Source organism: Agrobacterium sp. GW821-FHT14E08 (assembly GCF_058803865.1).
Genome location: NZ_JBXAPJ010000001.1, coordinates 453,521 through 474,858 on the forward strand (window position 1 = coordinate 453,521; position 21,338 = coordinate 474,858).

At 58.4% G+C, this 21,338-nt stretch carries 24 protein-coding genes and 1 tRNA gene; 11 read left to right on the forward strand and 14 right to left on the reverse strand.

Going from position 1 to position 21,338, the window contains the following annotated elements; translation table 11 throughout:
- Window positions 1-45 precede the first annotated feature (45 nt).
- Window positions 46-516: an OsmC family protein gene (locus AC1ROR_RS02210; protein WP_035218150.1), complete on the forward strand. Its 471-nt coding sequence runs from the start codon at window positions 46-48 to the stop codon at window positions 514-516.
- Between the two features lie 3 nt (window positions 517-519).
- Here AC1ROR_RS02210 and vapC read toward each other — a convergent pair whose 3' ends face one another.
- The 7 genes from vapC to AC1ROR_RS02245 form a co-directional block, all read right to left on the reverse strand.
- Window positions 520-909: a type II toxin-antitoxin system VapC family toxin gene (gene vapC / locus AC1ROR_RS02215; RefSeq protein WP_498588497.1), complete on the reverse strand. Its 390-nt coding sequence runs from the start codon at window positions 907-909 to the stop codon at window positions 520-522.
- Window positions 906-1,136, reverse strand: a complete 231-nt coding sequence (locus tag AC1ROR_RS02220; RefSeq protein WP_035218145.1) for a type II toxin-antitoxin system VapB family antitoxin — start codon at window positions 1,134-1,136, stop codon at window positions 906-908. Before AC1ROR_RS02220 ends, vapC begins: the two co-directional genes overlap by 4 nt.
- A 65-nt stretch (window positions 1,137-1,201) precedes the next feature.
- Window positions 1,202-2,707, reverse strand: a complete 1,506-nt coding sequence (amn, locus tag AC1ROR_RS02225; RefSeq protein ID WP_498588498.1) for an AMP nucleosidase — start codon at window positions 2,705-2,707, stop codon at window positions 1,202-1,204.
- 103 nt (window positions 2,708-2,810) lie between these two features.
- On the reverse strand, window positions 2,811-2,984 hold the full coding sequence (locus AC1ROR_RS02230; protein WP_167377408.1) for a hypothetical protein: 174 nt from the start codon (window positions 2,982-2,984) through the stop codon (window positions 2,811-2,813).
- A gap of 10 nt (window positions 2,985-2,994) precedes the next feature.
- On the reverse strand, window positions 2,995-3,177 hold the full coding sequence (locus tag AC1ROR_RS02235; protein ID WP_035218142.1) for a hypothetical protein: 183 nt from the start codon (window positions 3,175-3,177) through the stop codon (window positions 2,995-2,997).
- Between the two features lie 157 nt (window positions 3,178-3,334).
- Entirely contained in the window at window positions 3,335-3,931 is a 597-nt protein-coding gene (locus tag AC1ROR_RS02240) for an AAA family ATPase (RefSeq protein WP_498588499.1), read from the reverse strand.
- Between the two features lie 121 nt (window positions 3,932-4,052).
- Window positions 4,053-4,391, reverse strand: coding sequence for a DUF2147 domain-containing protein (locus AC1ROR_RS02245; protein WP_498588500.1), 339 nt, complete (start codon window positions 4,389-4,391; stop codon window positions 4,053-4,055).
- Window positions 4,392-4,442: 51 nt separating this feature from the next.
- Here AC1ROR_RS02245 and AC1ROR_RS02250 point away from each other — a divergent pair, with 51 nt between their 5' ends.
- Window positions 4,443-4,691 (forward strand): hypothetical protein, encoded by a 249-nt coding sequence (locus AC1ROR_RS02250; RefSeq protein WP_498588501.1) that lies wholly within the window; start codon window positions 4,443-4,445, stop codon window positions 4,689-4,691.
- A 297-nt stretch (window positions 4,692-4,988) separates the two neighbouring features.
- Window positions 4,989-5,255 carry an SEL1-like repeat protein gene (locus AC1ROR_RS02255; RefSeq protein ID WP_003496982.1) on the forward strand — a complete coding sequence of 89 codons (267 nt, stop codon included), beginning with the start codon at window positions 4,989-4,991 and terminating at the stop codon, window positions 5,253-5,255.
- A 448-nt stretch (window positions 5,256-5,703) separates the two neighbouring features.
- On the opposite strand, the gene AC1ROR_RS02260 is transcribed toward AC1ROR_RS02255, so the two are convergent.
- Window positions 5,704-6,816 carry a pyridoxal phosphate-dependent aminotransferase gene (locus tag AC1ROR_RS02260; protein WP_498588502.1) on the reverse strand — a complete coding sequence of 371 codons (1,113 nt, stop codon included), beginning with the start codon at window positions 6,814-6,816 and terminating at the stop codon, window positions 5,704-5,706.
- Between the two features lie 168 nt (window positions 6,817-6,984).
- A complete protein-coding gene (locus tag AC1ROR_RS02265) occupies window positions 6,985-7,332 on the reverse strand; it encodes a hypothetical protein (RefSeq protein ID WP_035218137.1) in 348 nt (115 codons plus the stop codon).
- A gap of 331 nt (window positions 7,333-7,663) precedes the next feature.
- Here AC1ROR_RS02265 and AC1ROR_RS02270 point away from each other — a divergent pair, with 331 nt between their 5' ends.
- Together AC1ROR_RS02270 and AC1ROR_RS02275 are read left to right on the forward strand one after the other, a co-directional pair.
- On the forward strand, window positions 7,664-8,881 hold the full coding sequence (locus tag AC1ROR_RS02270) for an NAD(P)/FAD-dependent oxidoreductase (protein WP_498588503.1): 1,218 nt from the start codon (window positions 7,664-7,666) through the stop codon (window positions 8,879-8,881).
- 7 nt (window positions 8,882-8,888) lie between these two features.
- Window positions 8,889-9,686: an aldolase/citrate lyase family protein gene (locus AC1ROR_RS02275; RefSeq protein WP_498588504.1), complete on the forward strand. Its 798-nt coding sequence runs from the start codon at window positions 8,889-8,891 to the stop codon at window positions 9,684-9,686.
- A 3-nt stretch (window positions 9,687-9,689) separates the two neighbouring features.
- Here the strand turns inward: AC1ROR_RS02275 and AC1ROR_RS02280 are convergent, their stop codons facing one another.
- Window positions 9,690-9,866, reverse strand: coding sequence for a hypothetical protein (locus tag AC1ROR_RS02280; RefSeq protein ID WP_498588505.1), 177 nt, complete (start codon window positions 9,864-9,866; stop codon window positions 9,690-9,692).
- Between the two features lie 94 nt (window positions 9,867-9,960).
- Window positions 9,961-10,302 carry a hypothetical protein gene (locus AC1ROR_RS02285; protein WP_003496975.1) on the reverse strand — a complete coding sequence of 114 codons (342 nt, stop codon included), beginning with the start codon at window positions 10,300-10,302 and terminating at the stop codon, window positions 9,961-9,963.
- A gap of 163 nt (window positions 10,303-10,465) precedes the next feature.
- Here AC1ROR_RS02285 and AC1ROR_RS02290 point away from each other — a divergent pair.
- From AC1ROR_RS02290 to AC1ROR_RS02300, 3 genes are all read left to right on the forward strand, one after another.
- Window positions 10,466-10,556: transfer RNA gene (locus tag AC1ROR_RS02290), tRNA-Ser, on the forward strand.
- A 594-nt stretch (window positions 10,557-11,150) separates the two neighbouring features.
- Window positions 11,151-12,167 (forward strand): porin, encoded by a 1,017-nt coding sequence (locus AC1ROR_RS02295; RefSeq protein ID WP_498588506.1) that lies wholly within the window; start codon window positions 11,151-11,153, stop codon window positions 12,165-12,167.
- A gap of 607 nt (window positions 12,168-12,774) precedes the next feature.
- The gene (locus tag AC1ROR_RS02300) at window positions 12,775-13,797 is read left to right on the forward strand and encodes a porin (RefSeq protein WP_498588507.1); all 1,023 of its coding nucleotides are present in this window, start codon (window positions 12,775-12,777) and stop codon (window positions 13,795-13,797) included.
- A 168-nt stretch (window positions 13,798-13,965) separates the two neighbouring features.
- Here the strand turns inward: AC1ROR_RS02300 and AC1ROR_RS02305 are convergent, their stop codons facing one another.
- Window positions 13,966-16,038, reverse strand: a complete 2,073-nt coding sequence (locus AC1ROR_RS02305; RefSeq protein ID WP_498588508.1) for a lytic transglycosylase domain-containing protein — start codon at window positions 16,036-16,038, stop codon at window positions 13,966-13,968.
- 375 nt (window positions 16,039-16,413) lie between these two features.
- Between AC1ROR_RS02305 and dapA the strand changes: the two genes are divergently transcribed.
- Together dapA and smpB are read left to right on the forward strand one after the other, a co-directional pair.
- Window positions 16,414-17,298: a 4-hydroxy-tetrahydrodipicolinate synthase gene (gene dapA, locus AC1ROR_RS02310; protein ID WP_035218085.1), complete on the forward strand. Its 885-nt coding sequence runs from the start codon at window positions 16,414-16,416 to the stop codon at window positions 17,296-17,298.
- 214 nt (window positions 17,299-17,512) lie between these two features.
- Window positions 17,513-17,995, forward strand: a complete 483-nt coding sequence (gene smpB, locus AC1ROR_RS02315; protein WP_046798750.1) for an SsrA-binding protein SmpB — start codon at window positions 17,513-17,515, stop codon at window positions 17,993-17,995.
- Window positions 17,996-18,145: 150 nt separating this feature from the next.
- Here smpB and AC1ROR_RS02320 read toward each other — a convergent pair whose 3' ends face one another.
- Together AC1ROR_RS02320 and AC1ROR_RS02325 are read right to left on the reverse strand one after the other, a co-directional pair.
- Window positions 18,146-19,645 (reverse strand): methyl-accepting chemotaxis protein, encoded by a 1,500-nt coding sequence (locus tag AC1ROR_RS02320; RefSeq protein WP_498588509.1) that lies wholly within the window; start codon window positions 19,643-19,645, stop codon window positions 18,146-18,148.
- 235 nt (window positions 19,646-19,880) lie between these two features.
- On the reverse strand, window positions 19,881-20,450 hold the full coding sequence (locus AC1ROR_RS02325) for a LabA-like NYN domain-containing protein (protein ID WP_035218078.1): 570 nt from the start codon (window positions 20,448-20,450) through the stop codon (window positions 19,881-19,883).
- A gap of 392 nt (window positions 20,451-20,842) precedes the next feature.
- On the opposite strand from AC1ROR_RS02325, the gene rpoZ reads away from it, so the two are divergent.
- On the forward strand, window positions 20,843-21,235 hold the full coding sequence (gene rpoZ / locus AC1ROR_RS02330) for a DNA-directed RNA polymerase subunit omega (protein ID WP_498588510.1): 393 nt from the start codon (window positions 20,843-20,845) through the stop codon (window positions 21,233-21,235).
- The last annotated feature ends 103 nt before the right edge of the window (window positions 21,236-21,338 follow it).

Consider the following 21,338-nt stretch of genomic DNA (forward strand, 5'->3'; position numbering starts at 1 on the left):
TTTACGTCCGGAAAATGCGACGAAAAACTCTTAGGGAGGACTAAAATGGCAGGACAGGAACATCATTACGCCGTGCAGGTGAAATGGACCGGCAATCGCGGCAAGGGGACTTCGGGTTATCGCGACTATGAACGCGACTACACGATTTCCACTTCGGGAAAGGCTGACATCGCCGGCTCCTCCGACCCCGCCTTCCGCGGCGATCCCGCCCGCTGGAACCCGGAAGACCTGCTGGTCGCCTCGCTCTCTGCCTGCCACAAGCTCTGGTACCTGCATTTCTGCTCGGTCAATGGCATCATCGTCGAAGACTATGTCGACAATGCCGAAGGTACGCTGGTGATGGAAAAGGATGGCGCGGGGCAATTCAGCGAAGTGGTGCTGAAACCGGTGATCACCATTTCGAAGGGCGATCCGGCCAGAGCGGATGAGCTGCACCATGATGCACACGAGAAATGCTTCATCGCACGCTCGGTGAATTTTCCCATCCGCGTGGAGGGGACGGTGAAGGTGGTTTGAGGCTCACGCCAGTCGCAGACCGAGATGATCGGCCATCGGCTGAAAGTCTCGGTCGTTTTGCAACAGCTTGTGCCCGTGCTCGATACAGTAGGTACCGATAATGAGGTCAGCGGTTTTACGCACGGTTTTCCCTGCGCCGCGAAGTTTTCGGTAGTTAGCGGCGGCTTTCACGGCAAGTTCGGGTGTCGGCATCGATACGAACCCGAAGCGCTTCAGTCGATCATGTATCGCCGCCGCCAGTTTGTCGTTGCGTTCTCCCTGCAGGATTTCGAGGAGAATAATGTCGCCGATGATGACGTTGGTAAGATCGCGAATATTGTCGAGCGCTGCGACTTGCGGTGTGGATTTATTCTGGAACCAGTCAATCCAGACAGATGTATCGACAACGATCATTCTGCGGCGTCTTGCGACTTGGTATCTTCTGCGCTCCAGCTATTGCGCACATCTTCCAGATCGCCACTCCAGCCGATGCCTCTCAGTTCCTGCAACGCTTTGCGTCGCCCGAGATTTTCCACCAGATCGCGCAACGCCTTTTCCACCGTTGCCTTTTTTGTCGAAAGGCCGGTGATTTCCATCGCCTCGGCGATCAAGGCGTCATCGAGTTCAATGTTGGTACGCATCGAAAATCCTTGGTGTATCGATTTTCGAAACAATACACCAAGGACGCTTTCTGCGATATCTGTTTTTACTGGAACGCCGTCTCGTAAAAGCTTCGAAGCTTGCGCGAATGCAGCGTTTCCGTCGGCATCGCGGCCAGTTTCTGCACGGCGCGAATGCCGATTTGCAGATGCTGGGCGACCTGGGTGCGGTAAAACTCCGTCGCCATGCCCGGAAGTTTCAGTTCGCCATGCAACGGCTTGTCGGAAACGCAGAGCAGGGTGCCGTAGGGCACGCGGAAGCGGAAGCCGTTGGCGGCGATGGTCGCCGATTCCATGTCGAGCGCTATGGCACGGGACTGCGACAGGCGTTTGACGGGACCGGCCTGATCGCGAAGTTCCCAGTTGCGGTTGTCGATGGTGGCGACGGTGCCGGTGCGCATGATGCGCTTCAACTCGAAGCCTTCGTAACCGGTGACTTCCGCGACAGCGCCTTCCAGCGCCAGCTGCACTTCGGCGAGCGCCGGGATCGGCACCCAGACCGGCAGGTCGTCGTCGAGAACGTGGTCCTCACGCACATAGGCATGCGCCAGAACATAATCGCCCAGTCGCTGACTGTTGCGCAGGCCGGCGCAATGGCCGACCATCAGCCAGGCATGCGGGCGCAGCACGGCGATGTGGTCGGTGATCGTCTTGGCGTTGGAAGGGCCGACGCCGATATTGACCAGCGTAATGCCGGCATGGCCCTTTTTCTTCAGGTGATAGGCGGGCATCTGCGGCAGGCGGGCCAGCACGGCGTCCGTTTCCGGCTTGTCTGAGTCGGCCGGGGTGACGATGTTGCCGGGCTCCACGAAGGCGGTGTAACCCTCGCCGCCATTCTTCATCAACTGACGCGCCCACGCGGCGAATTCATCGATATAGAACTGGTAATTGGTGAACAGCACGAAGTTCTGGAAATGGCTGGCGCTGGTTGCCGTATAATGGCTGAGACGGGCCAGCGAATAATCGATGCGCTGCGCGGTAAAGGGCGCGAGCGGTGCCGGTTCGCCGGGCACCTGATCATATTCGCCATTGGCGATGAGATCGTCGGTGTTGTTGAGATCGGGCGTATCGAACAGATCGCGCAGCGGCACGTCAGACAGCGAGGAGGCCGCCGCCGCCTCGACATAGGCGCCTTCGCCGAAAGCGAAATGCAGCGGAATGGGCGTGGCCGATTCCGACACTGTGACCGGAACGCCGTGGTTCTTCATCAGAAGCCCCAGCTGTTCCTTGAGATAATGGCGGAAAAGCTCCGGCCGGGTGATCGTCGTGGTGTAGACGCCGGGGGCGGTGACATGGCCGTAGGAGAGACGCGAATCGACATGGCCGAAGGTTGCGGTCTCAAGGCTGACCTGCGGATAGCAGGCGCGATAGCGGCCGGCAATCGGCGCGCCCTTGGCCAGTTCGGTGAAGGAATTGATCAGGAACGCCGTATTGCGTTCGTAGAGCGCGTTCAAAGCCGCCACGGCTTCTTTCGGGTCCGTGAATGTCTGCGGCGCGAAAGGCTCAGGAGTGACGAAGGTGAGGGGCGGAATCGTTGGTTTTGCTATTGTCATGGCCCATTATAAGAGGGCAATTTCGACAGGCAAGCGACAGAAATACGAAGAAACTGAAAAGAAACGGAAAATACGGCCGGGGCGAGGGTGGGGTGCCGGAATTTCAGCCGAGCGCGCCGCGTTGCAGGCTCATCAGAAGCACGAAACCGGCGCCCTTGGATGCCGGGCGGGGATCGGCCTTGTAAACCGCAAGTCCCGCCACCGGGCCGAGAAAGATCGATGCCATCAGCACCAGCCGCAGAGCGGAGAAGAGGCCGTTTGAAAAGCTGTTTATCATCGGCCGGTCCTCAAAGTACGACGGGGCAATTGGCGGCGGGCGCCGGGCTGTGCTGGCAGGCGATGGCCGCGCCGGCATTCACCCGCTGGAAACTGCGGTTGGGATTGACGACGAGCGAAGCGAAGGACATGGCGAAGATCGCCATGAGAAACGCGAAGATTGCCAGCCGGCTGATCAGCTTTGCCATGTCCATTCCCCTTTATTGGAGTTGATGGACAGAGTTTTGCCATAGTCGGACTGAACGGACCCTGAGACCCCGGTTCATATGGCATTCAGGGAGGTTAACGGGGTACGCTGCGGGTCAATTGAAGCTTTCGATGGCTTCGGAGCGTGCACAACCACCTGTCGAATCATGCCGGAGAGGCGCTGGCACGCTCGACAAATTCGGTGACAAGGCTGTCGAGTGCGGCGGGGTTTTCAACATCGACAAGCGGCATGCCGAGTTGCCGCGCCGATGCCAGCATCTCGGCATTTTCGCGCAGCGAGCGTTCGATGAAGGCATCCATGATTCGGCGCTGGCCGCTCGCTGCATCCTTGTACCGTGCTTGCGAGCGCATTCTCTCCAGAAGAAAGTCGTTCTCGGCATGGAGAAAGACACCGGCGGTCGCCTCGCCAAAAAGGGGCGCGACGAATTCCGGCCGCAGGGCCGCGCCCTCGAAAACGGCTTGATGGCCGGTGCGCGCTTTGCTGTCGATCAGCCCGCGGATCAGCGGCCAGATATTCTGGTGGTGGACCTTCAGAAACCAATGGATCGTTTCTGCCGATAGCTGTGTGTAATATTCCTCGACAGGCGTCGGTATGCCGGGCCAGGGCCGTCCCGGGTGGCGCGCGAGACTATCGGTCGATATTGCCTCGCACCCAAGCTTTGCGCCCAACAGACCGGCAAGGGTGCTTTTGCCGACATGTGAGGTGCCCGAGATCAGGATCGTGGAAAGGGTGGGTCGCATGCGTCGATCTTAATCGTGTTCGGCGGGACCGCAACGATACATCAACGGGTATGTCCGTTCCCCGCCACATCCGCCTGCGACGGCAGGCGAGCTTTCAAAGGCTCACCCGCCGTGCCTGATTTTACAGCCGCGTCCAGGTCTGCGACTTGCACAGTATCTTCAGAACGCAACCCTTCATGCTCAGCGAATTGCCGGAAACGGTGCCGGAGCCGCTATAGGTCTTGTCATTGGCGGGGTCGGTAATGTCACCGGCATAGCTGTTTCCCTTGCCGGAAAGCTTGCCGATCTGTTTTCCGGCATGTTTGCCGGTCTTCAGCGTCACGCAAAAAGCCGCGCCGCAGGGACCGATTGCGGCTGTCTCGCCGCTTGCCGTCTTCCAGTTGCCTTCAATGGGCTCGGCCGCAAAGGCAAGGTTGCCACCCATCGTCAGGGCGGCGGCAATCATCATTACACGCTTCATAAAAACTCCTCCCGAAATTCGCGCCGCCTCCCTGAACCGTGTCAGGGACCAATGCGCAGATCCAAACCCGTTGGCATGCCAAGCGCCATCCATGATGCACAGCCGCCCGGCGGCGCAACGATTGCTCGCTACGCCTGCTTTGTCCTTTGCCTGTTTCATCCTCATGACAGGCAGGCGGATGTTATTTTACGTTCACGTAAAAGGAAACAGAAATTTGCGGTCTTTATGGGGCCTCTTCACCCGCTGAAGGAGCGGAAAAGCGGGAAATCCAAAAATCGTTGTTTTGATCGTGGTGAATGAAGGGTTGAAATCCAATTCTGAAGTTTTCGTAAAATTCGCCGCAAAGTCCTTAATTTCCGCACCTTGCGATATTTAACAAAAAACCAATTTTACCAATCGTTTGCAGTTTGTTTGCGTCACATTAATCATGCCTTTTAAGCGCCCGTTGAAGGCCTCATGGCATATTCAACTCATCAAAAGCGCAGGGAAAACCTGCCGGCCGGAAGGACAAAAAAGCCGCATAAGACGGCAGGTTCGAACGGTAGCCTCGGCAAGAAGGCAATTGATGAAACAGGCGAGAAGACAGGGATAAAAACGATGGCACGCTTTGAAATTCGCGATATCGAAATGGCAGTTGCCGGTGGCGAAACCCGCGCCGACACCCTTTGCAATCTCGGCCTGGTCTATGCGACCGGGCGGGGATGCAAGGTGGATCTGGTCGCGGCCCACAAATGGCTCAACATCGCCGCGATCCGCGGATCGGAAAGAGCCGCTTCGCTGCGTGCCGATCTTGCCCGCAACATGACCAAGGCGGAACTGGCCGAAGCGCTGCGTGCCGCCCGCGACTGGATGACGATGCACTGACGCATCCGCATCCGCGATAGAATTTCCGGTCCGGTTCCCTCCAGTCCCGATGACCGGTGCAAACGAAAGTAAACCCGAAGGGGAATGCGGCGAGGGCTTCTGAACAGAAGCTTTTGCGCTGACACATCAAACCGCGACCGGCAGGAACAAGGCCGGCGCGGTTTTCTTATGTTTGGCGATGTCCTCTGCTGGAAAATGATTCGCGGGCAGGGGCTTGCGGGCGGATTTTGAATCGCATTCGCATCATATGGCAATTAGTTGGAGCCGGTACGGCAGTCCGCTTGGTTGTTTGAGTCCAAAACACTTCTCTCCCGTCATTCCGGCCTTGAGCCGGAATCCAGCCAGCCCAAGTCTTTGGGCTGAAAGGACTCTCTCCGCCGCGCAGACGCGCGTCGACTGGATTCCGGCTCAGGGCCGGAATGACGGAAGCGAGGGGATGTCGCCCGCCTCACCCAATCGCCTTGATGACCTTCGGCAACGCCTGCTCAAAGAGATCGAGCTTGTCATCCGGTCCCACACTCACACGAATGCAGCGATTGAGCGGGGCGATGCCCGGCATGCGGATGAATACGCCATGCTCCATCAATCCATCGACGATGGCGCGGGCGTAAGCACCATCGCGGTGACAATCGATGGTGACGAAATTGGTGGCCGAGGGGAGCGGCGAAAACCCGTTATCGCGGGCAATCGCGGCAATACGCTCGCGGGCGTTTGAGATTTTTCCGACGACCTCATGCAGATAGGCTTGGTCCTTCAGCGCCGCCAATGCGCCGGCGACGGAAATGCGCGCCATGCCGAAATGATTGCGGATCTTGTCGAAGGCTTCGACATTGCCAAGCGTGCCGATGGCATAACCCACGCGGGCGCCGGCCAGCCCATAGGCCTTCGAGAAAGTGCGCATGCGCAGGATGTTCGGCTGGCCGATCAGCGCGTCGATGGCCGGCACGGCGCTTGCGGGTGCGGTCTCGCAATAGGCTTCGTCCAGAATGAGCAGGCAGGTTTCCGGCAACGCCCGGGCAAAGGCGACGACCTCGCTTGCCTCCCACCAGCTTCCCATCGGATTGTCGGGATTGGCGAAATAGACCAGCGGCGCATTTTCCCGGATAACGAGATCGAGAAGCCCGTCGAGATCCTCGTGATCGTCGACATAGGGTGTGGTGACGAGTTTTCCGCCAAACCCGTTCACGTGATAATTGAAGGTGGGATAACCGCCGAGCGACGTGACCACCGGCGTTCCCGGCTCGACGATCAGCCTGGCGATCTCACCCAGCAACCCATCGACACCGCCGCCGATGGCGATATTGCCGCGCGCAACGCCGTGGTGGATGGCCAGCGCCTCCTTCAACTCGAAATTTTCCGGATCGCTATACATCCAGGTATCGGCGGCAGCATCGCGCATGGCCAGAAGCACGGAAGGGGCGGGGCCGAAGCCGCTTTCATTGGCGCCGATCCGTGCTTCCACCTTCAGGCCACGGTTCCGCTCGATGGCTTCAGGGCCGACGAAAGGAACGGTTGAGGGGAGCGAGACGGCAAGCGGCGTAAGGCGTGAGAAAGCGGACATTGGCTGAGAGTTCCGGTACCTGTTTTAAAACCCGGCACACAATAGGTGCAAAAAAACCGGACGCAAGCCGCGCCCGGTTATTGGATGACTGTTTTGGAACAGTTTTTTCCTCCGCCACTTCCCGACGGAAAAACCTGCCGGCGAATCGGGCGGCAGGCTGTGTCAGGTTCAGGCGCTGGTCTCGAAACTCAATCTGCGCACATGGTGCAGGAATTCGGCGTCGATCAGCATGTTAAAGCCGATCGTGACCTTTTCTTCCTCCCGGCGGATCAGCGTGCAGCCGATTTCGTCGCGAATACCGAGAATTTCCAGATAGAAATTGGCGGGCATCTCCAGATTCGGGCTGACTTCGAGTTCCGCGCCGTAAAGCGAGATGGTGCGCACCAGGCAGCGCATGGTGTCCTTGGCACTGAGGTGGTGCCCGATGAAGGTGATCTTGCCGGGTCGGTCGATCTGAAATTTCTCGTACTTCTCGTCCTGGGGGACGTTCTGACGGGGATCCATATGCAAAGCCATGACAACCTCCCGGATTGCCTCTTCCTGGTGCTGATTTTAACGCGGCTTCCTTGCCAGCGCGTGAAGGAAATTCGCGCAATTGTCTGTTTTCCGTCTCGACATGGGCCAACGCCCCTTACGCAATCCGATGTTTCCCTTGGGGAAAATGCGCTCGGCTTTGTCTGGTTGCAGGCGTGTCGCAGCCTGAGCTGATAATGTGTCATGCTTGCACCGGGCTGGCGTTGCCGTGCGGTTGACGCGGGCCGTACTTGGCGTTACGCCTGATCGGGCAATATGGCTTTGCGCGAGTGGGTGGGACTTGCCCGTCGCGATTCGTGTCTGGGAGTTGAATGTGACGGGTAGGCTGGTAATCGTCGGGGCGGGGCAGGCCGCTTTCGCGCTGGCAGCAAAGCTCAGGGCGCTGAAGGATGAGCGCCCCATCACCATCATCGGTTCCGAGGATGCCTATCCTTACCAGCGGCCGCCGCTTTCCAAAAAATACCTTCTCGGCGAAATGAGCTTCGACCGGCTGATGTTCCGGCCGGAAGAATGGTACGCGGAAAACAATGTCGATATCCGGCTCTCCACCTGGGTGGAGGAAATCGATCGCGCGGCCAAATCGTTGCGCATGCAGGATGGCAGCACGCTTTCCTACGACAGGCTGGTGTTGGCGACCGGTGCCGCCCCCCGCCTGCTGCCAGCCAGCATCGGCGGCGATCTCGAAGGCGTTCTGACCGTTCGCGACAAGCGCGATGCCGACCGGCTGATGGTGGAGATGAAGCCCGGCCGCCGGCTGCTGGTCATCGGCGGTGGTTATATAGGTCTGGAGGCGGCGGCCGTCGCCCGCAAGCTCGGCCTCGATGTGACGCTGATCGAAATGGCCGACCGTATTCTCCAGCGCGTGGCGGCGAAGGAAACGGCCGACATCATGCGCGGCATTCATCAGGCAAATGGCGTCGCGATCCGCGAAAAGACCGGCCTTGTGCGCCTTGTCGGCATGGATGGCCGGGTGGCTGCAGCCGAGCTTTCGGATGGTTCGACGCTCGACGTGGATTTCGTCATCGTCGGTATCGGCGTGACGCCGAACGACCGCCTTGCGCGCGAATCGGGCCTCGATGTCGGCAATGGCATAGTGGTGGACGAATATACCCGCAGTTCGGACAGCGATATTCATGCGGTGGGCGATTGTGCCTTGCTGCCCTGGCGCGGCCAGCATGTGCGAATCGAATCGGTCCAGAACGCGGTCGATCAGGCCGAGGCCGCCGCTTATGTGCTGGCCGGCACAGAAATCGCCTATGACGCCAAGCCGTGGTTCTGGTCGGATCAATACGAGGTGAAGCTGCAGATTGCCGGTTTCAATCTCGGTTATGACGAGACGGTGCTGCGGCCCGGCGCACGCGAAGGCAGCTGGTCTGTCTGGTATTTCCGCGATGGCCGCTTCGTGGCCGTCGATGCCGTCAATGATGCCAAGGCCTATGTTGCCGGCAAGAAATTGCTCGATACCGGCGCTGAACCGGACCGCGCCATCCTGGCGGACCCCTCCGCCGATCTGAAATTACTGCTCTCCTGAGGATATCATGCCCGCTCCAGAAAACCGTTTCAAAACCGCCATCCACGCCGGCAGGCCGCAGATTGGTCTCTGGCTCGACATGGGTGAGGCCATCACGGCGGAAATCGCCGGAACGGCGGGGTTCGACTGGCTGGTGATTGACGGCGAGCACGGGCCGAACGATCTGCGCAGCATCATCGACCAGCTGCGCGCCCTTGCCACGTCGCCCGCCGAGCCGGTGGTGCGCGTGCCGGTTGGCGAAAGCTGGATGATCAAGCAGCTCCTGGATGCGGGCGCCCGCACGCTGCTCGTTCCCATGGTCGATTCGGCGGCGCAGGCGGAAGCCCTGGTGAGCGCCATGCATTATCCGCCGCGCGGTATTCGCGGCATGGGGGCTGCCGTTGCCCGCGCCTCCGCTTTCAATACCATCACCGATTACGCCGACAGCGCCTCCGACAGTGTCTGCCTTCTGGTGCAGGCCGAAACGCGCGCCGCGATCCACGATCTCGACAATATTCTCGCGGTGGAGGGTGTGGACGGCGTCTTTATCGGCCCGGCGGATCTCGCGGCGGATATGGGTTATCTCGGCAAGCTGGATGAGCCGGAAGTGCAGGCGGTCATCGAGGCGGCAATCGTCAAGATCGTCGCGGCCGGCAAGGCCGCCGGCATTCTCACCTTCAACGAGACCTTCAATCGCCGTTATCTCGAACTCGGCGCGTCTTTTGTGGCTGTCGGTGCCGATGTCACGGAATTTTCCAACACGCTGCGCTCGCTTTCCAGCCGTTACAAAGGTGGGGCAGCACCTGCGGCGAAATCCGGATATTAAAGCTCAATCGTCGTTGCTGGCATTCAGCTTTTCCGGCGGAATGCCCTCTTCGCCGGAGGCAAGGTAGCCGCTGTTAATGAGGGCGGCGCGGACGATGCGCTGGATCGCCTCATCCCTGTCGAAGCCGTGATCTCTCGCAAAATCCGACAATGCCTCTTCAAGATCATCGCTAAACTGCATTTTCGCCCCCATTCTTCATGTCTTCAAACCAATACGAACAGGCAAGGCGAAATAAATCCCGCCTCGCCTGAATTTTGTCCTGTCACGCAGTCGATTAGCGCCAGCGATAAAGGCTGCTATTCGACGAGCTCTGCTGCGTGCCGGCGCCGACCGCATAACCGATCGCGAAACCGAGTGCGCCGACGATCGTCAGCAGCGAGGTTGCGGTGCCCGGATTTTCCTTGACCGCTTCCACCACATTCTGGCCCTGGGCGCGGACATTGCTCGCTGCCTTGCGAACGCGGCCGCGCGCCTCATCCAGAAATTCCGATGCGTCTTCACCAACGCCTTCCGCGCGGGCGGAAACCGATTTGGAGAGAGACGCGATTTGCGTGCGCAACTCCGCAATCTGATTTTCGATCGTGTCTTCGACAACATTCAGTTTGGTCTGAGCCATTAGAACACCTCTTTTGTTACCGAAGTGAGAACGTGCCGGCCTTAAAGAAGTTCCCCAATTCTCCCGTAAAGTTTGACCGACCGCCCTCCGTCCAACAGGTTTTTCGGCTTCTTGGCGAAAAAGCCTTGCATTCATTTTTTTTACGCAATAATCAGGCCGCACCGGAGAGGTGGCCGAGTGGTCGAAGGCGCTCCCCTGCTAAGGGAGTATACGTCAAAAGCGTATCGTGGGTTCGAATCCCATCCTCTCCGCCACTTCAGCGCATAGCGTAACTCCTCCCGAAAAAATCGTCTCAAGCCGACTCATAGTCGCTGCTCATGAAATCTCATGTGGCCGAAACGACGATACCCCTTATATGCAAATCATCAGTCAAAGCTTCTGTCGAAGCAGGTCTGCCGAATCGTTATCCGGTGAATCGGTGGCAGACGGCATGTGTTTCCCGATACACGCTGCGACATCATGCCAAGGGCCGGGCCGAGAACAGGCAAATATTTCCATCATTACTGGCCGGCGCAGCAACGGATCGCCGAAAAGGCGTGTAGTTTAGAAAGACCTTGTTAACTGCGCTAACTAACGGATTTTCAAGGAACTTCTTAACGCATCGTAAAGCCGCTTATCCTTTGGTGGTGCACTGTGTGTTGTTTCCGCAACAAACCGAAATGAAGCATATACGTAAATGCGGTTTATCGGATGTTGGCGATTGCAAGCCGCGAAACCTTTTGTATTTTCACGACCAGAAGCGAGGCGGTGGATCGTTTGGCTTCTAAGAACACGGGAATGGGGCAGGGAATGCTGTCCTTCAGCGAAAGTACCCAGACCCTTTTAAAAACTTTGACTGGAGGTCAACCATGAACATCAAGAGCCTTCTGATCGGCTCCGCTGCGGCTCTCGCAGCAGTATCCGGCGCCCAGGCTGCTGACGCTATCGTCGCTGCTGAGCCTGAGCCCCTTGAATACGTTCGCGTTTGCGACGCTTTCGGCACCGGCTTCTTCTACATCCCCGGCACCGAAACCTGCCTGAAGTTCGGCGGTTACGTTCGTTTCCAGACCAACATTGGCCGCGATGCCAAGGGTACGTCTGACTGGAACTCGTTCACGCGCGCCCAGTTCGAAGTTGACACCCGCACCGACACCGAACTCGGTGCTCTGCGTGGCTTCATCGGCTTCCGTGGCAATGCCGACAACGGCACTGCTTCTGGTTCCAGCGTTTTCGTTGACCAGGCCTTCATCGAACTCGGCGGCCTGAAGGTCGGTAAGTTCTACAGCTGGTGGGACGATAGCCTTTCTGGCGAAACGGACGAGCTGTCTTCCAACGCTCTGTTCAACTCCATTCGTTACACCTACGATGCTGGCTCGTTCTGGGCAGGCGTTTCGGTTGACGAACTCGAAGGCATCACTGTTGGTCCGTTTAACGAAACCGACAACAACGTTGGTGTTGCTCTCGGCGTTGGCGCCAAGCTCGGCGCTGCTTCCTTCCAGCTCATCGGTGGCTACGACACCGACCGCGAAAATGGCTCTGTACGCCTGATCGCAACGGCTGACGTTGGTCCGGGCACGCTTGGCCTGGCTGGTGTTTGGGCTTCCGGCGCAAACGCTTACTACAACGTCTCCGAGTGGGCAGTTGCTGCGGAATACGCCATCAAGGCAACCGACAAGCTGACGATCACCCCCGGCGTTCAGTACTACGGCAACTACGGCCTGGTTTCCTGGGATGACTTCTCGAACGACGACGGCTGGACAGCTGGTCTGACGCTCGACTACAAGATCACGCAGGGCCTCTCCACGAAGATCGCTGTTAACTACGTTGACATCGACAACCGTGACGACCAGGTTAAGGGTTTCGTTCGCCTTCAGCGTTCGTTCTAATCTGATCTGACATTGTCAGTGATGGAAAGCCCGGCTCTCGAGCCGGGCTTTTTCGTTTCTGTAACGCCTTTCCGGCAAGAGGTGTGGGGATCATCGCCACGCCAGTGGCCGGGTGCCGATTGGCTTTGATGTTTCGACCCGGCGTCGCAGCGGATGACTGGCCTTGATGGCAATTGCGGCTGTTGATTCGTGCGGGATCCTCTGCCTCCGGAAATGTACGAAGGTGGGACAACGAGTCGATTTTAAGCGCTGTCTGTGAATTCTGGAGAGCCGCAAATCCCTTTTTTGGACAATCTCACATGGCCTGATTGCGTCGGTATTTTGTTTTTGCGACGGATTTGACTCATGAGAAAGATTTGCCACTTTCCGCAAGTGCTTGAAATAAATCAAAAATTAACGATTTGTTAAGAAGTGCGTCGGGGTCGGTTAGAATTGTAGCTATTTCGCAACAATGAAAAACTAAGGACACCTTACTGTCTTCCTTTCGTCATGATTGCGATTGCCTGTCCGCCAGGTTTTGGCTCTAATCAGCTCCATAAGCGGCACGCATTCGTTAGTGCTTTCCCACCCGCTGCTTAGAAAATTGGCGTTTGACTGGAGGTCAACCATGAACATCAAGAGCCTTCTCATCGGCTCCGCTGCGGCTCTCGCAGCAGTATCCGGCGCACAGGCCGCTGACGCTATCGTCGCTGCCGAGCCTGAGCCCCTTGAATACGTTCGCGTTTGCGACGCTTTCGGCACCGGCTTCTTCTACATCCCCGGCACCGAAACCTGCCTGAAGTTCGGCGGTTACATCCGTTTCCAGACCAACTTTGGCCGTGACGCCAAGGGTACGTCTGACTGGAATTCGTTCACGCGCGCCCAGTTCGAAGTTGACACCCGCACCGACACCGAACTCGGTGCTCTGCGTGGCTTCATCGGCTTCCGTGGCAATGCCGACAACGGCACTGCTTCTGGTTCCAGCGTTTTCGTTGACCAGGCCTTCATCGAACTCGGCGGCCTGAAGGTCGGTAAGTTCTACAGCTGGTGGGACGACGATCTGAATGGCGAAACCGACATTCTGTCCACGAACACCCTGTTCAACTCGATCAAGTACACCTACGACGCTGGTTCTTTCCAGGCTGCTCTCTCGGTTGACGAGCTTGAAGGTTCGTACGGTCAGTACCAGTACGGTCCGGACAACAACGTCGGCATCGGCGGCATGATCGGCGGCAAGTTCGGCGCAGTTACCGCCAACCTGATCGCCAGCTACGACTTCGATGCAGAAAACGTTGCTATCCGCAGCATCCTGTTCGCTGACATTGGTCCGGGCACCTTCGGTCTTGCTGGTGTATGGGCTTCGGGCGACAACGCTTACTACGCAAAGTCTGAATGGGCTGTTGCTGTTGAGTACGCGATCAAGGCTACGGATCGTCTGACGCTTACCCCAGGCTTCGAATACCTCAGCAAGCTGGACGTCAACCCTGTTGACGGCGACTTCGTTGGCGACCGTGACGCCTGGACTGCTGGTCTGACGGTTGACTACAAGATCACCGAAGGTCTGGCTACCAAGATCACCGCCAACTACTACGACGAAGATGGTCGTGACGATGAAGTCACCGGCTTCGTTCGCCTTCAGCGCACGTTCTAATCTGATCTGACATTGTCAGTGATGGGAAAGCCCGGCTCTAGAGCCGGGCTTTTTCGTTTGAATATTTGCTGAAGCGGAAAACCGCGTGGCTTGGATAGGGAAACAAAAAAGCACCGGGCCAGCCGGTGCTTCGATGGTCTCACAGTGCTCGGCCGATGAACTTGACCTTTATCCCGCCCGTCCATGGCGCAGATCGTCGACAATATCGGCCTGTTGTCCCAGCCGTGACTTGTAGACCTGATAATTCTCCATCACCCGCTGCACATAATTGCGCGTTTCGGGGAAGGGGATGCGTTCGATCCAGTCGACCACCTCGTCGATGGGCTTGCCGCGCGGGTCGCCGTAACGGGCGATCCATTCCGGCACGCGCTTGGGGCCGGCATTATAGGCGATGAAGGTGAGGATATAGGAGCCGCCGAAACTGTCGATCTGCTCGCGAAGATAGTGAGCACCGAGTGTGGCGTTATATCCCGCGTCGCTCGTCAGCATCGCCTGCGTATAGGGCAGGCCATGGCGTCCGGCCACGCCCTTGGCGGTTCCCGGCAACAATTGCAGCAACCCGCGGGCATTGGCGGCGGAGACGGCGGCCGGGTTGAAGGCGCTCTCCTGCCGGGCGATGGCATAGGCAAGTGCCTTGCCGGAGCCGGCAATATTGGCGCTGGCGGGAATGACGCCGAGCGGATAGGCGAGGGCGGCCGCATCGATGCCGCGGCTGAACGCCGTCTTGCCGATCTGCAGCGAGACCTGATGGTTACCGTTGCTTTCCGCCCTTGCGGCCAGAATGGCAAGTTCGCCCGGGCTGTCGAGCTGATCGGCCAGTGACCGGTAAAGGCTGTCGGCCCGCCAGCCATAGCCCGCGGCCTCCAGCCGGTCGATGGCGCGCACGGCCTCTCTGCCAGCAAAGCGCTCCCGATCACCACCGCTTGGGCTGGGATAAGTGACGTTCAGCGTCTTTGTGCCGATCCGTGCTGCGGCAAGCTGGCCGTAAAAGGTGCCGGGATGGGCGGCAGCCCTGGTAAAGAAGTCGCGGGCATTGCCCGGCCCACCCGCTTCCGCTGTCCGCCCGAGCCAATAATAGGCGCGCGAAGCCGAAAGCGGCCGGTTCGAGGTCTGCAAAAGCGTATTGAAGTGGCGGGAAGCCGCCGCGGGGTCACGCAGCGCCCGAAGCGCGTACCAGCCGGCATGGAATTCCGCATCGGCAATATCGACGGCGGAGGTGGCCGAATGATTGGCGACAATGCGGTAGGCTTCGGCGAAATCGCCGAGATCGGCAAGGCCGCGGGCGATGATGCGTCGCTCATTCCACCATTCTCCGGGATTGACGAGCTTGCCCGCTTCCTTCGGCGCCTGCCGCAACAGGACCGCTGCTTCCGGATATTTCTGCTGGTTGCGCAGATTTTCAACCCGCGCGAAGAGAAAGGCCGTGTCGTTGCGCCATGTCGCGTCGACCTTGCCCAGAAGCGCGCCCGCATTGGCGGATCGCTGCAACACGGCGGCCCAGGCATTGTAAAGCGACTGCGCCTTGCCCAGATCGCCAAAGCGCTTGGCCTGGCCGATGCGGCTGCGATACATCAGATAGTCCATGCGCGCCTTGTGGTCGGCGGGCGTCAGATAGCTCGGGAATTCGGCAAGAACACGGTCTTCCATGTCCTTGTCCATGCCTTCGCTGACCCAGAGCCGGCGAATGAGGCTCTGCGCTTCCGCGCCCTTGCCGGAAGAAGCGAGGGCCTTGGCGAGTACCACGGTGCCTTCGGCGGTCTCCGGCCGGCTGCTGCCGAAAGCGGCAAGCACCTGGGACGCGGGTGGATCTTCACGGTAAAGCGCTTTTTCTGAATTGGCGCGCAAGGTTGCCGCACCCGGCCAGCCGGTCAATTCGCGCTGGGCTGCGGCGATCTCGGCGGAAGGCACATCCTTCTGGCCGGAAACGGCAATCGCCCAGGAGAGGATATGCCGGTCGAGGCTTCCCGTCGGCATGGCGTTGCGCAGCGCAATGGCGCGCGCGGCATCGCGGCTGGAAAGGGCGTCGAGGCCCGCTTTCAGCTGGCCCGCGTCATCAGGCCGGTTGAGGCGTGGTATCGCGCCGGTGATTTCGGGGGAGGCGGGCATGAAGGCGGGAACGGTCGGGGCATTCGGCTTCACATAGGGAAGCGGCACCGCACCCTCCGGCACGGGGCCGGCCAGTGCGTTCCAAACGGTCGCGGCAAGACCTGCCGCCATCAATGCCCAAACTGTCTTTTTCATACCGCTCTTCATTACCGGACGGAAACAATCGACCTTCTTGTATTGTCAATTCATTGCAGCGGGATTGCGGGAAGCGCCTGTGGTTCTGGTCCGAAATCCCGCCCTCAAATCTACGGAGAGTGAGGTTAACGAAACCTTACCTGCGGCTGCGCAATCCTATCAACTTTTATTCACCGGCCTGCGAGCGGCGCCTATTTCCACCGCCTCGTTTTTTCAGCTGCCGCATGACGCTCGCAGAGTGTCACACTTCCGACAATTTCGGACAAAATAGGCTTCCTTTGCGCTTGTCGGCGCCAAGGGCTGGCACTAATGTGTGCCGGTTTTAACCATCGAATGCGGCCGAAGCATGAACCGGCTCGGCGCCAGGAGCTTTGCATGTTCAAGGGATCAATTCCCGCCCTCATTACCCCGTTCACGGACAATGGCGCCGTGGACGAACAGGCGTTTGCCGCCCATGTGGAATGGCAGATCGCCGAAGGCAGCAACGGACTTGTGCCTGTTGGCACGACGGGGGAATCTCCAACCCTGTCCCACGACGAGCACAAACGTGTGGTCGAGCTGTGCATTGAGGTAGCGGCGAAACGGGTTCCGGTCATTGCGGGCGCTGGCTCCAACAATACCGATGAGGCGATCGAGCTTGCCCTGCACGCGCAGGAAGCCGGTGCGGATGCACTGCTGGTTGTCACCCCCTATTATAACAAGCCGACGCAGAAGGGCCTGTTCGCCCATTTTGCCGCTGTCGCCGAAGCGGTGAAGCTGCCGATCGTCATCTACAATATCCCGCCGCGCTCGGTGGTGGATATGTCGCCGGAAACCATGGGCGCGCTGGTCAAGGCGCACAAGAACATCGTCGGCGTCAAGGATGCGACGGGCAAGCTCGACCGCGTCTCCGAACAGCGCATTTCCTGCGGCAAGGATTTCATCCAGTTGTCGGGCGAAGATGGCACGGCGCTCGGCTTCAACGCCCATGGCGGCGTCGGCTGTATTTCGGTCACCGCCAATGTCGCTCCACGTCTCTGTTCGGAGTTCCAGGCGGCGATGCTTGCCGGCGATTACGCGAAGGCCCTGGAATATCAGGATCGCCTGATGCCGCTGCACAAGGCCATCTTCATGGAGCCCGGCGTCTGCGGCACCAAATATGCGCTTTCGAAGACACGCGCCGGCAATCGCCGGGTCCGCTCGCCGTTGATGAGCACGCTGGAACCGGCAACCGAAGCAGCCATCGACGCGGCGCTGAAGCATGCCGGCCTGATGAACTGAGACACGCCTGAGGCCTGAGAGGCGCGCAATGGACCGCTTCGCGACAGAAGCGTTCCGCGCGCCTTTTCTTTTTACGGCGACGATACTAAATAGAGCATGTCTCCCAAAAGTGGTCACCGGTTTTGGGACAAGGACATGCGCAAAAATATAGCTCGAAAACCGCTCCGACCGACAGGTCGCAGGCGCAATAAGAAAAACAAGGGATTGAAATATCATGGCCCCCAAAGGCAGCCAGCGCGTGGTGAACAAGATCGTTGCGGAAAACCGCAAGGCCCGGTTCAACTACGAAATCATCGACACCTATGAGGCAGGGCTGGTGCTGACCGGCACCGAGGTCAAGTCTTTGCGCGAAGGCAAGGCGAACATCGCCGAATCCTACGCCTCGGATGAGGGCGATGAAATCTGGCTGATCAACTCCCACCTGCCGGAATATCTGCAGGCCAACCGCTTCAACCACGAGCCGCGCCGCCGTCGCAAGCTGCTTTTGAGCAAACGCGAAATCAGCCGCCTGCGCGCCGGCATCAACCGCGACGGCATGACGCTGGTGCCGCTGAAGGTCTATTTCAACGAAAAGGGCCGCGCGAAGCTGGAACTGGCGCTCGCCAAGGGCAAGAAGCTGCACGACAAGCGCGAGACGGAGAAGGAACGCGACTGGAACCGGCAGAAGTCGCGTCTGCTGAAGGGTAACAACGCCTAAAATCTGCCTCCCTCATTCCTGTGCCTGTCACAGGAATCCAGCCAGCCCAAGTCCTTGGGCTGAAAGGACTCTCCCCGCCACGCCGACGCGTGTCGACTGGATTCCTGTGACGAGCACAGGAATGAGGAGAGGGAAAGCGCTTGATGTCGCTCAAGCAGCCCGATATGTCCGCTCCACATGCGCCCTCGAAGCCGAAACGCTGAATCTGCTGACAAGCGCCGCAAGATTGGCGCTGACATCGCTCAGATTATGCGTCGCCGCATTGGTTTCTTCCACCATGGCCGCATTCTTCTGGGTCAGATTGTCCATGCTGTTGATGGCGGCGCTGATTTCCTGAATGCCGACGGACTGCTCCTGCGCCGCCTTGGTCAGCGAGGTGATGTGATCCTGGATGTGATCCACCTTGTTGCCGATCGTATTCAGGGATTCGCCAGTCTTGTTGACCAGCGACACACCCTGCATCACATCATCGGAGGATTTGGCGATCAGGGTCTTGATTTCCTTGGCGGCGGTGGCCGAACGCTGCGCCAGCTCGCGCACTTCCTGGGCGACAACGGCAAAACCCTTGCCAGCATCGCCGGCACGGGCGGCTTCCACGCCGGCATTCAGCGCCAGAAGATTGGTCTGGAACGAAATCTCGTCGATGACGGAAATGATCTGGGTGATCTTCTGTGACGATTCCTCGATGGCGCCCATCGCTTTTACCGCTTCCGTCACCACATCGCGCGACCGTGCCGCCTCGACAGCCGAGCTTTCGACGATGGCCTTGGCCTCTTCGGAGCGCTGCGCCGAAAGCCTGGAAATGGTGGTGATTTCTTCGACGGCGGCGGCGGTTTCCTCAAGGGCTGCCGCCTGCTGCTCCGTCCGGCGGGCCATGTCGTCGGTCGCAGACGTCAACTCGCGGGTATTGCCCGATATCTTGTTGGCTTCCTCGACGATCTGCGCAAATGCACCGGAGAGATTGCCGACGGCCGTATTGAAATTGGCGATTAGCCCTTCGAATTGCGGCGCGGTTTTTTCGCCGATGCTGGAGGTGAGGTCGCCATTCGCCAGCTTGTTGAGCGCGTTGTTGAGCAGTTCGAGAACGTGGTCCTGCTCCTTCTTCATCTGCGCCTGCTCTGCCTCGACCTTCAGCCGTTCGGTTGCGAGCACGTCGAGGTAAACGGAGATGGAATAGTCCATGTCTAGAAGGGCGGCCTTGACGGTCACCGTCAGGGCGTCCTTCAGCTTTCTGGCCTTCTTTTCCACGAAAAGGCCCTTCAATTCGGAATCGATGACGGCTTTTACGATGCCATCAAGCATCAGCGCGTAACCGCCAATATACCATCGTGGCTCCAGCCCCAGCTTGGCATGGGTGCGGCCAATGGCGGTCACGGCATCGGTGTAATCCGAATTGAACGTACCGGAGGCAATGCGCGTCCAGTGCTTTACCTGCATGCTCTTGGCGTGCTGGATATGCGCATCGCTGGCGAAAAACTTCGCCGTCTCCGGCACCGTGCGCACCTTCGCATAAAAACGATCGAGAGACGCATCGAGAGAACCGGTGATGACGCCCTTCATGTCTGAAAGGTTTTGCCGCTGCTCGTGGCCAAGCCCCAGAAAATTCAGTCTCTCATCGAGTTGTCGGTCGTTTTTTGCTTGGCCATGCATGTCTAGTCATCCTGATTTGGCACCGAAATCATGTGGTTGGCGCCGTTGGGGTGATTTAGACACGTCTAAAATTAACCAAGTTATAATTTTGACTGTCTGAATTTGATGTTTGTTAATTTCAAAGGCAATTTTTACCTCACCGGCAGGACGGTTTCACCCTGCAATGTCGCCAAACAAAAACGCGCCCGCCTTTCGGACGGACGCGTTCGTGATTTAATCGCAGCAAAAACCGGGATCAGATCGTCTCAGGGCTCTCGACATGCCGGGCAGGGCGCTCGTTCGGATCGCGACCGATTTCGGCCTTCAGCGTCATCAGATCGATGAAGTGATCGGCCTGCCGGCGCAGATCGTCGGCGATCATGGCGGGCTGCGTTGCCATGGTGGAAACCACGGAAACCTTGCGGCCCTTGCGTTGCAGCGCGTCCACCAGCGTGGTGAAATCGCCGTCGCCGGAGAACAGGACGAGGTGGTCGACTGTTTCGGACTGTTCCATGGCATCGACCGCCAGTTCGATATCCATGTTGCCCTTGATCTTGCGGCGGCCGAGCGCGTCGGTGAATTCCTTCGCCGGCTTCGTCACGACCTTGTAGCCGTTATAGTCCAGCCAGTCGATCAGCGGGCGGATCGAGGAATATTCCTGATCTTCGATCAATGCGGTGTAATAATAGGCGCGCAGCAGGTATCCACGCTTTTGAAACGCCTTGAGGAGCTTGCGGTAGTCGATATCGAATCCCAGGCTTTTCGATGCTGCATAAAGATTGGCTCCATCTATGAAGAGCGCAATTTTCTCCCGTGGATCGAACATTCCATCCCATTCCTTTTTTTGGAAAGGCCATTATCTGGCTTTTATTTCCGGTCGCTAACGCAAAAAAACATGTCGTATCAACGAAGTTTGCGCATCGCCGTTGCGTTTTAAGTAAGGTAACTTCACCCGTATTCCAAGACAATTCTTCTAGACATTTTGTTCATCAGACGCCAAACATGGGCAATAAGGTGCCAAAAGACGCCAAAGACAGGAAAAACTTGAATTCCGCGGCCAATGGCTGTATCGGAAGCTGGAAAGCTTCGTCGCGAGAAATCCTGAATGTTTTTCGCAGGGCACGAAGCGCAGATTCAATAGGTTAGAGCATCCCTTGTGCACCCCAAACATTGCACGGCGCTCTGATCCACGACATTACGACACGCAAAGGACAGGCAATGGCCCGCGTCACAGTTGAAGATTGCATTGATAAAGTAGACAACCGTTTCGAGCTGGTGCTTCTCGCCAGCCACCGTGCGCGCCAGATTTCTCAAGGCTCCTCCATCACGGTTGACCGCGACAACGACAAGAACCCCGTCGTGGCGCTGCGCGAAATCGCAGAGGAGACGCTGTCTCCCGACGATCTGAAGGAAGACCTCATCCATTCGCTGCAGAAGCATGTGGAAGTGGACGAGCCCGAGCCCGATCCGGTCACGCTCGCAGCCTCCGCTGTCGCCGATGGCGAAGACGACGACCAGCCTGAAACGGTTACTTTCGACCAGATGTCGGAAGAAGAACTGCTGGCCGGTATCGAAGGCCTTGTGCCGCCGGAAAAAAATGACGACTATTGATCTGACTTTATGACGCCATTGGCGGGCGGTGGTTACCGTCTGTCAATATTTGCCGTCATAATCTGATCCCTATTGATGCAGCATTGTGCGCCGACCCTCAGGT

Bases quoted from the DNA above. Each gene is read 5' to 3' on its own strand.
- AC1ROR_RS02305 (WP_498588508.1), bottom strand. From the start codon at position 16,038: ATGAAAAAGACAGTTTGGGCATTGATGGCGGCAGGTCTTGCCGCGACC.
- rpoZ (WP_498588510.1), top strand. From the start codon at position 20,843: ATGGCCCGCGTCACAGTTGAAGATTGCATTGATAAAGTAGACAACCGT.
- smpB (WP_046798750.1), top strand. From the start codon at position 17,513: ATGGCCCCCAAAGGCAGCCAGCGCGTGGTGAACAAGATCGTTGCGGAA.
- AC1ROR_RS02275 (WP_498588504.1), top strand. From the start codon at position 8,889: ATGCCCGCTCCAGAAAACCGTTTCAAAACCGCCATCCACGCCGGCAGG.
- AC1ROR_RS02250 (WP_498588501.1), top strand. From the start codon at position 4,443: ATGCGCAGATCCAAACCCGTTGGCATGCCAAGCGCCATCCATGATGCA.
- AC1ROR_RS02235 (WP_035218142.1), bottom strand. From the start codon at position 3,177: ATGGACATGGCAAAGCTGATCAGCCGGCTGGCAATCTTCGCGTTTCTC.
- AC1ROR_RS02320 (WP_498588509.1), bottom strand. From the start codon at position 19,645: ATGCATGGCCAAGCAAAAAACGACCGACAACTCGATGAGAGACTGAAT.
- AC1ROR_RS02260 (WP_498588502.1), bottom strand. From the start codon at position 6,816: ATGTCCGCTTTCTCACGCCTTACGCCGCTTGCCGTCTCGCTCCCCTCA.
- AC1ROR_RS02220 (WP_035218145.1), bottom strand. From the start codon at position 1,136: ATGCGTACCAACATTGAACTCGATGACGCCTTGATCGCCGAGGCGATG.
- AC1ROR_RS02325 (WP_035218078.1), bottom strand. From the start codon at position 20,450: ATGTTCGATCCACGGGAGAAAATTGCGCTCTTCATAGATGGAGCCAAT.
- AC1ROR_RS02280 (WP_498588505.1), bottom strand. From the start codon at position 9,866: ATGCAGTTTAGCGATGATCTTGAAGAGGCATTGTCGGATTTTGCGAGA.
- AC1ROR_RS02210 (WP_035218150.1), top strand. From the start codon at position 46: ATGGCAGGACAGGAACATCATTACGCCGTGCAGGTGAAATGGACCGGC.
- AC1ROR_RS02255 (WP_003496982.1), top strand. From the start codon at position 4,989: ATGGCACGCTTTGAAATTCGCGATATCGAAATGGCAGTTGCCGGTGGC.
- amn (WP_498588498.1), bottom strand. From the start codon at position 2,707: ATGACAATAGCAAAACCAACGATTCCGCCCCTCACCTTCGTCACTCCT.
- AC1ROR_RS02245 (WP_498588500.1), bottom strand. From the start codon at position 4,391: ATGAAGCGTGTAATGATGATTGCCGCCGCCCTGACGATGGGTGGCAAC.
- dapA (WP_035218085.1), top strand. From the start codon at position 16,414: ATGTTCAAGGGATCAATTCCCGCCCTCATTACCCCGTTCACGGACAAT.
- AC1ROR_RS02285 (WP_003496975.1), bottom strand. From the start codon at position 10,302: ATGGCTCAGACCAAACTGAATGTTGTCGAAGACACGATCGAAAATCAG.
- AC1ROR_RS02230 (WP_167377408.1), bottom strand. From the start codon at position 2,984: ATGATAAACAGCTTTTCAAACGGCCTCTTCTCCGCTCTGCGGCTGGTG.
- AC1ROR_RS02240 (WP_498588499.1), bottom strand. From the start codon at position 3,931: ATGCGACCCACCCTTTCCACGATCCTGATCTCGGGCACCTCACATGTC.
- AC1ROR_RS02295 (WP_498588506.1), top strand. From the start codon at position 11,151: ATGAACATCAAGAGCCTTCTGATCGGCTCCGCTGCGGCTCTCGCAGCA.
- AC1ROR_RS02265 (WP_035218137.1), bottom strand. From the start codon at position 7,332: ATGGCTTTGCATATGGATCCCCGTCAGAACGTCCCCCAGGACGAGAAG.
- vapC (WP_498588497.1), bottom strand. From the start codon at position 909: ATGATCGTTGTCGATACATCTGTCTGGATTGACTGGTTCCAGAATAAA.
- AC1ROR_RS02300 (WP_498588507.1), top strand. From the start codon at position 12,775: ATGAACATCAAGAGCCTTCTCATCGGCTCCGCTGCGGCTCTCGCAGCA.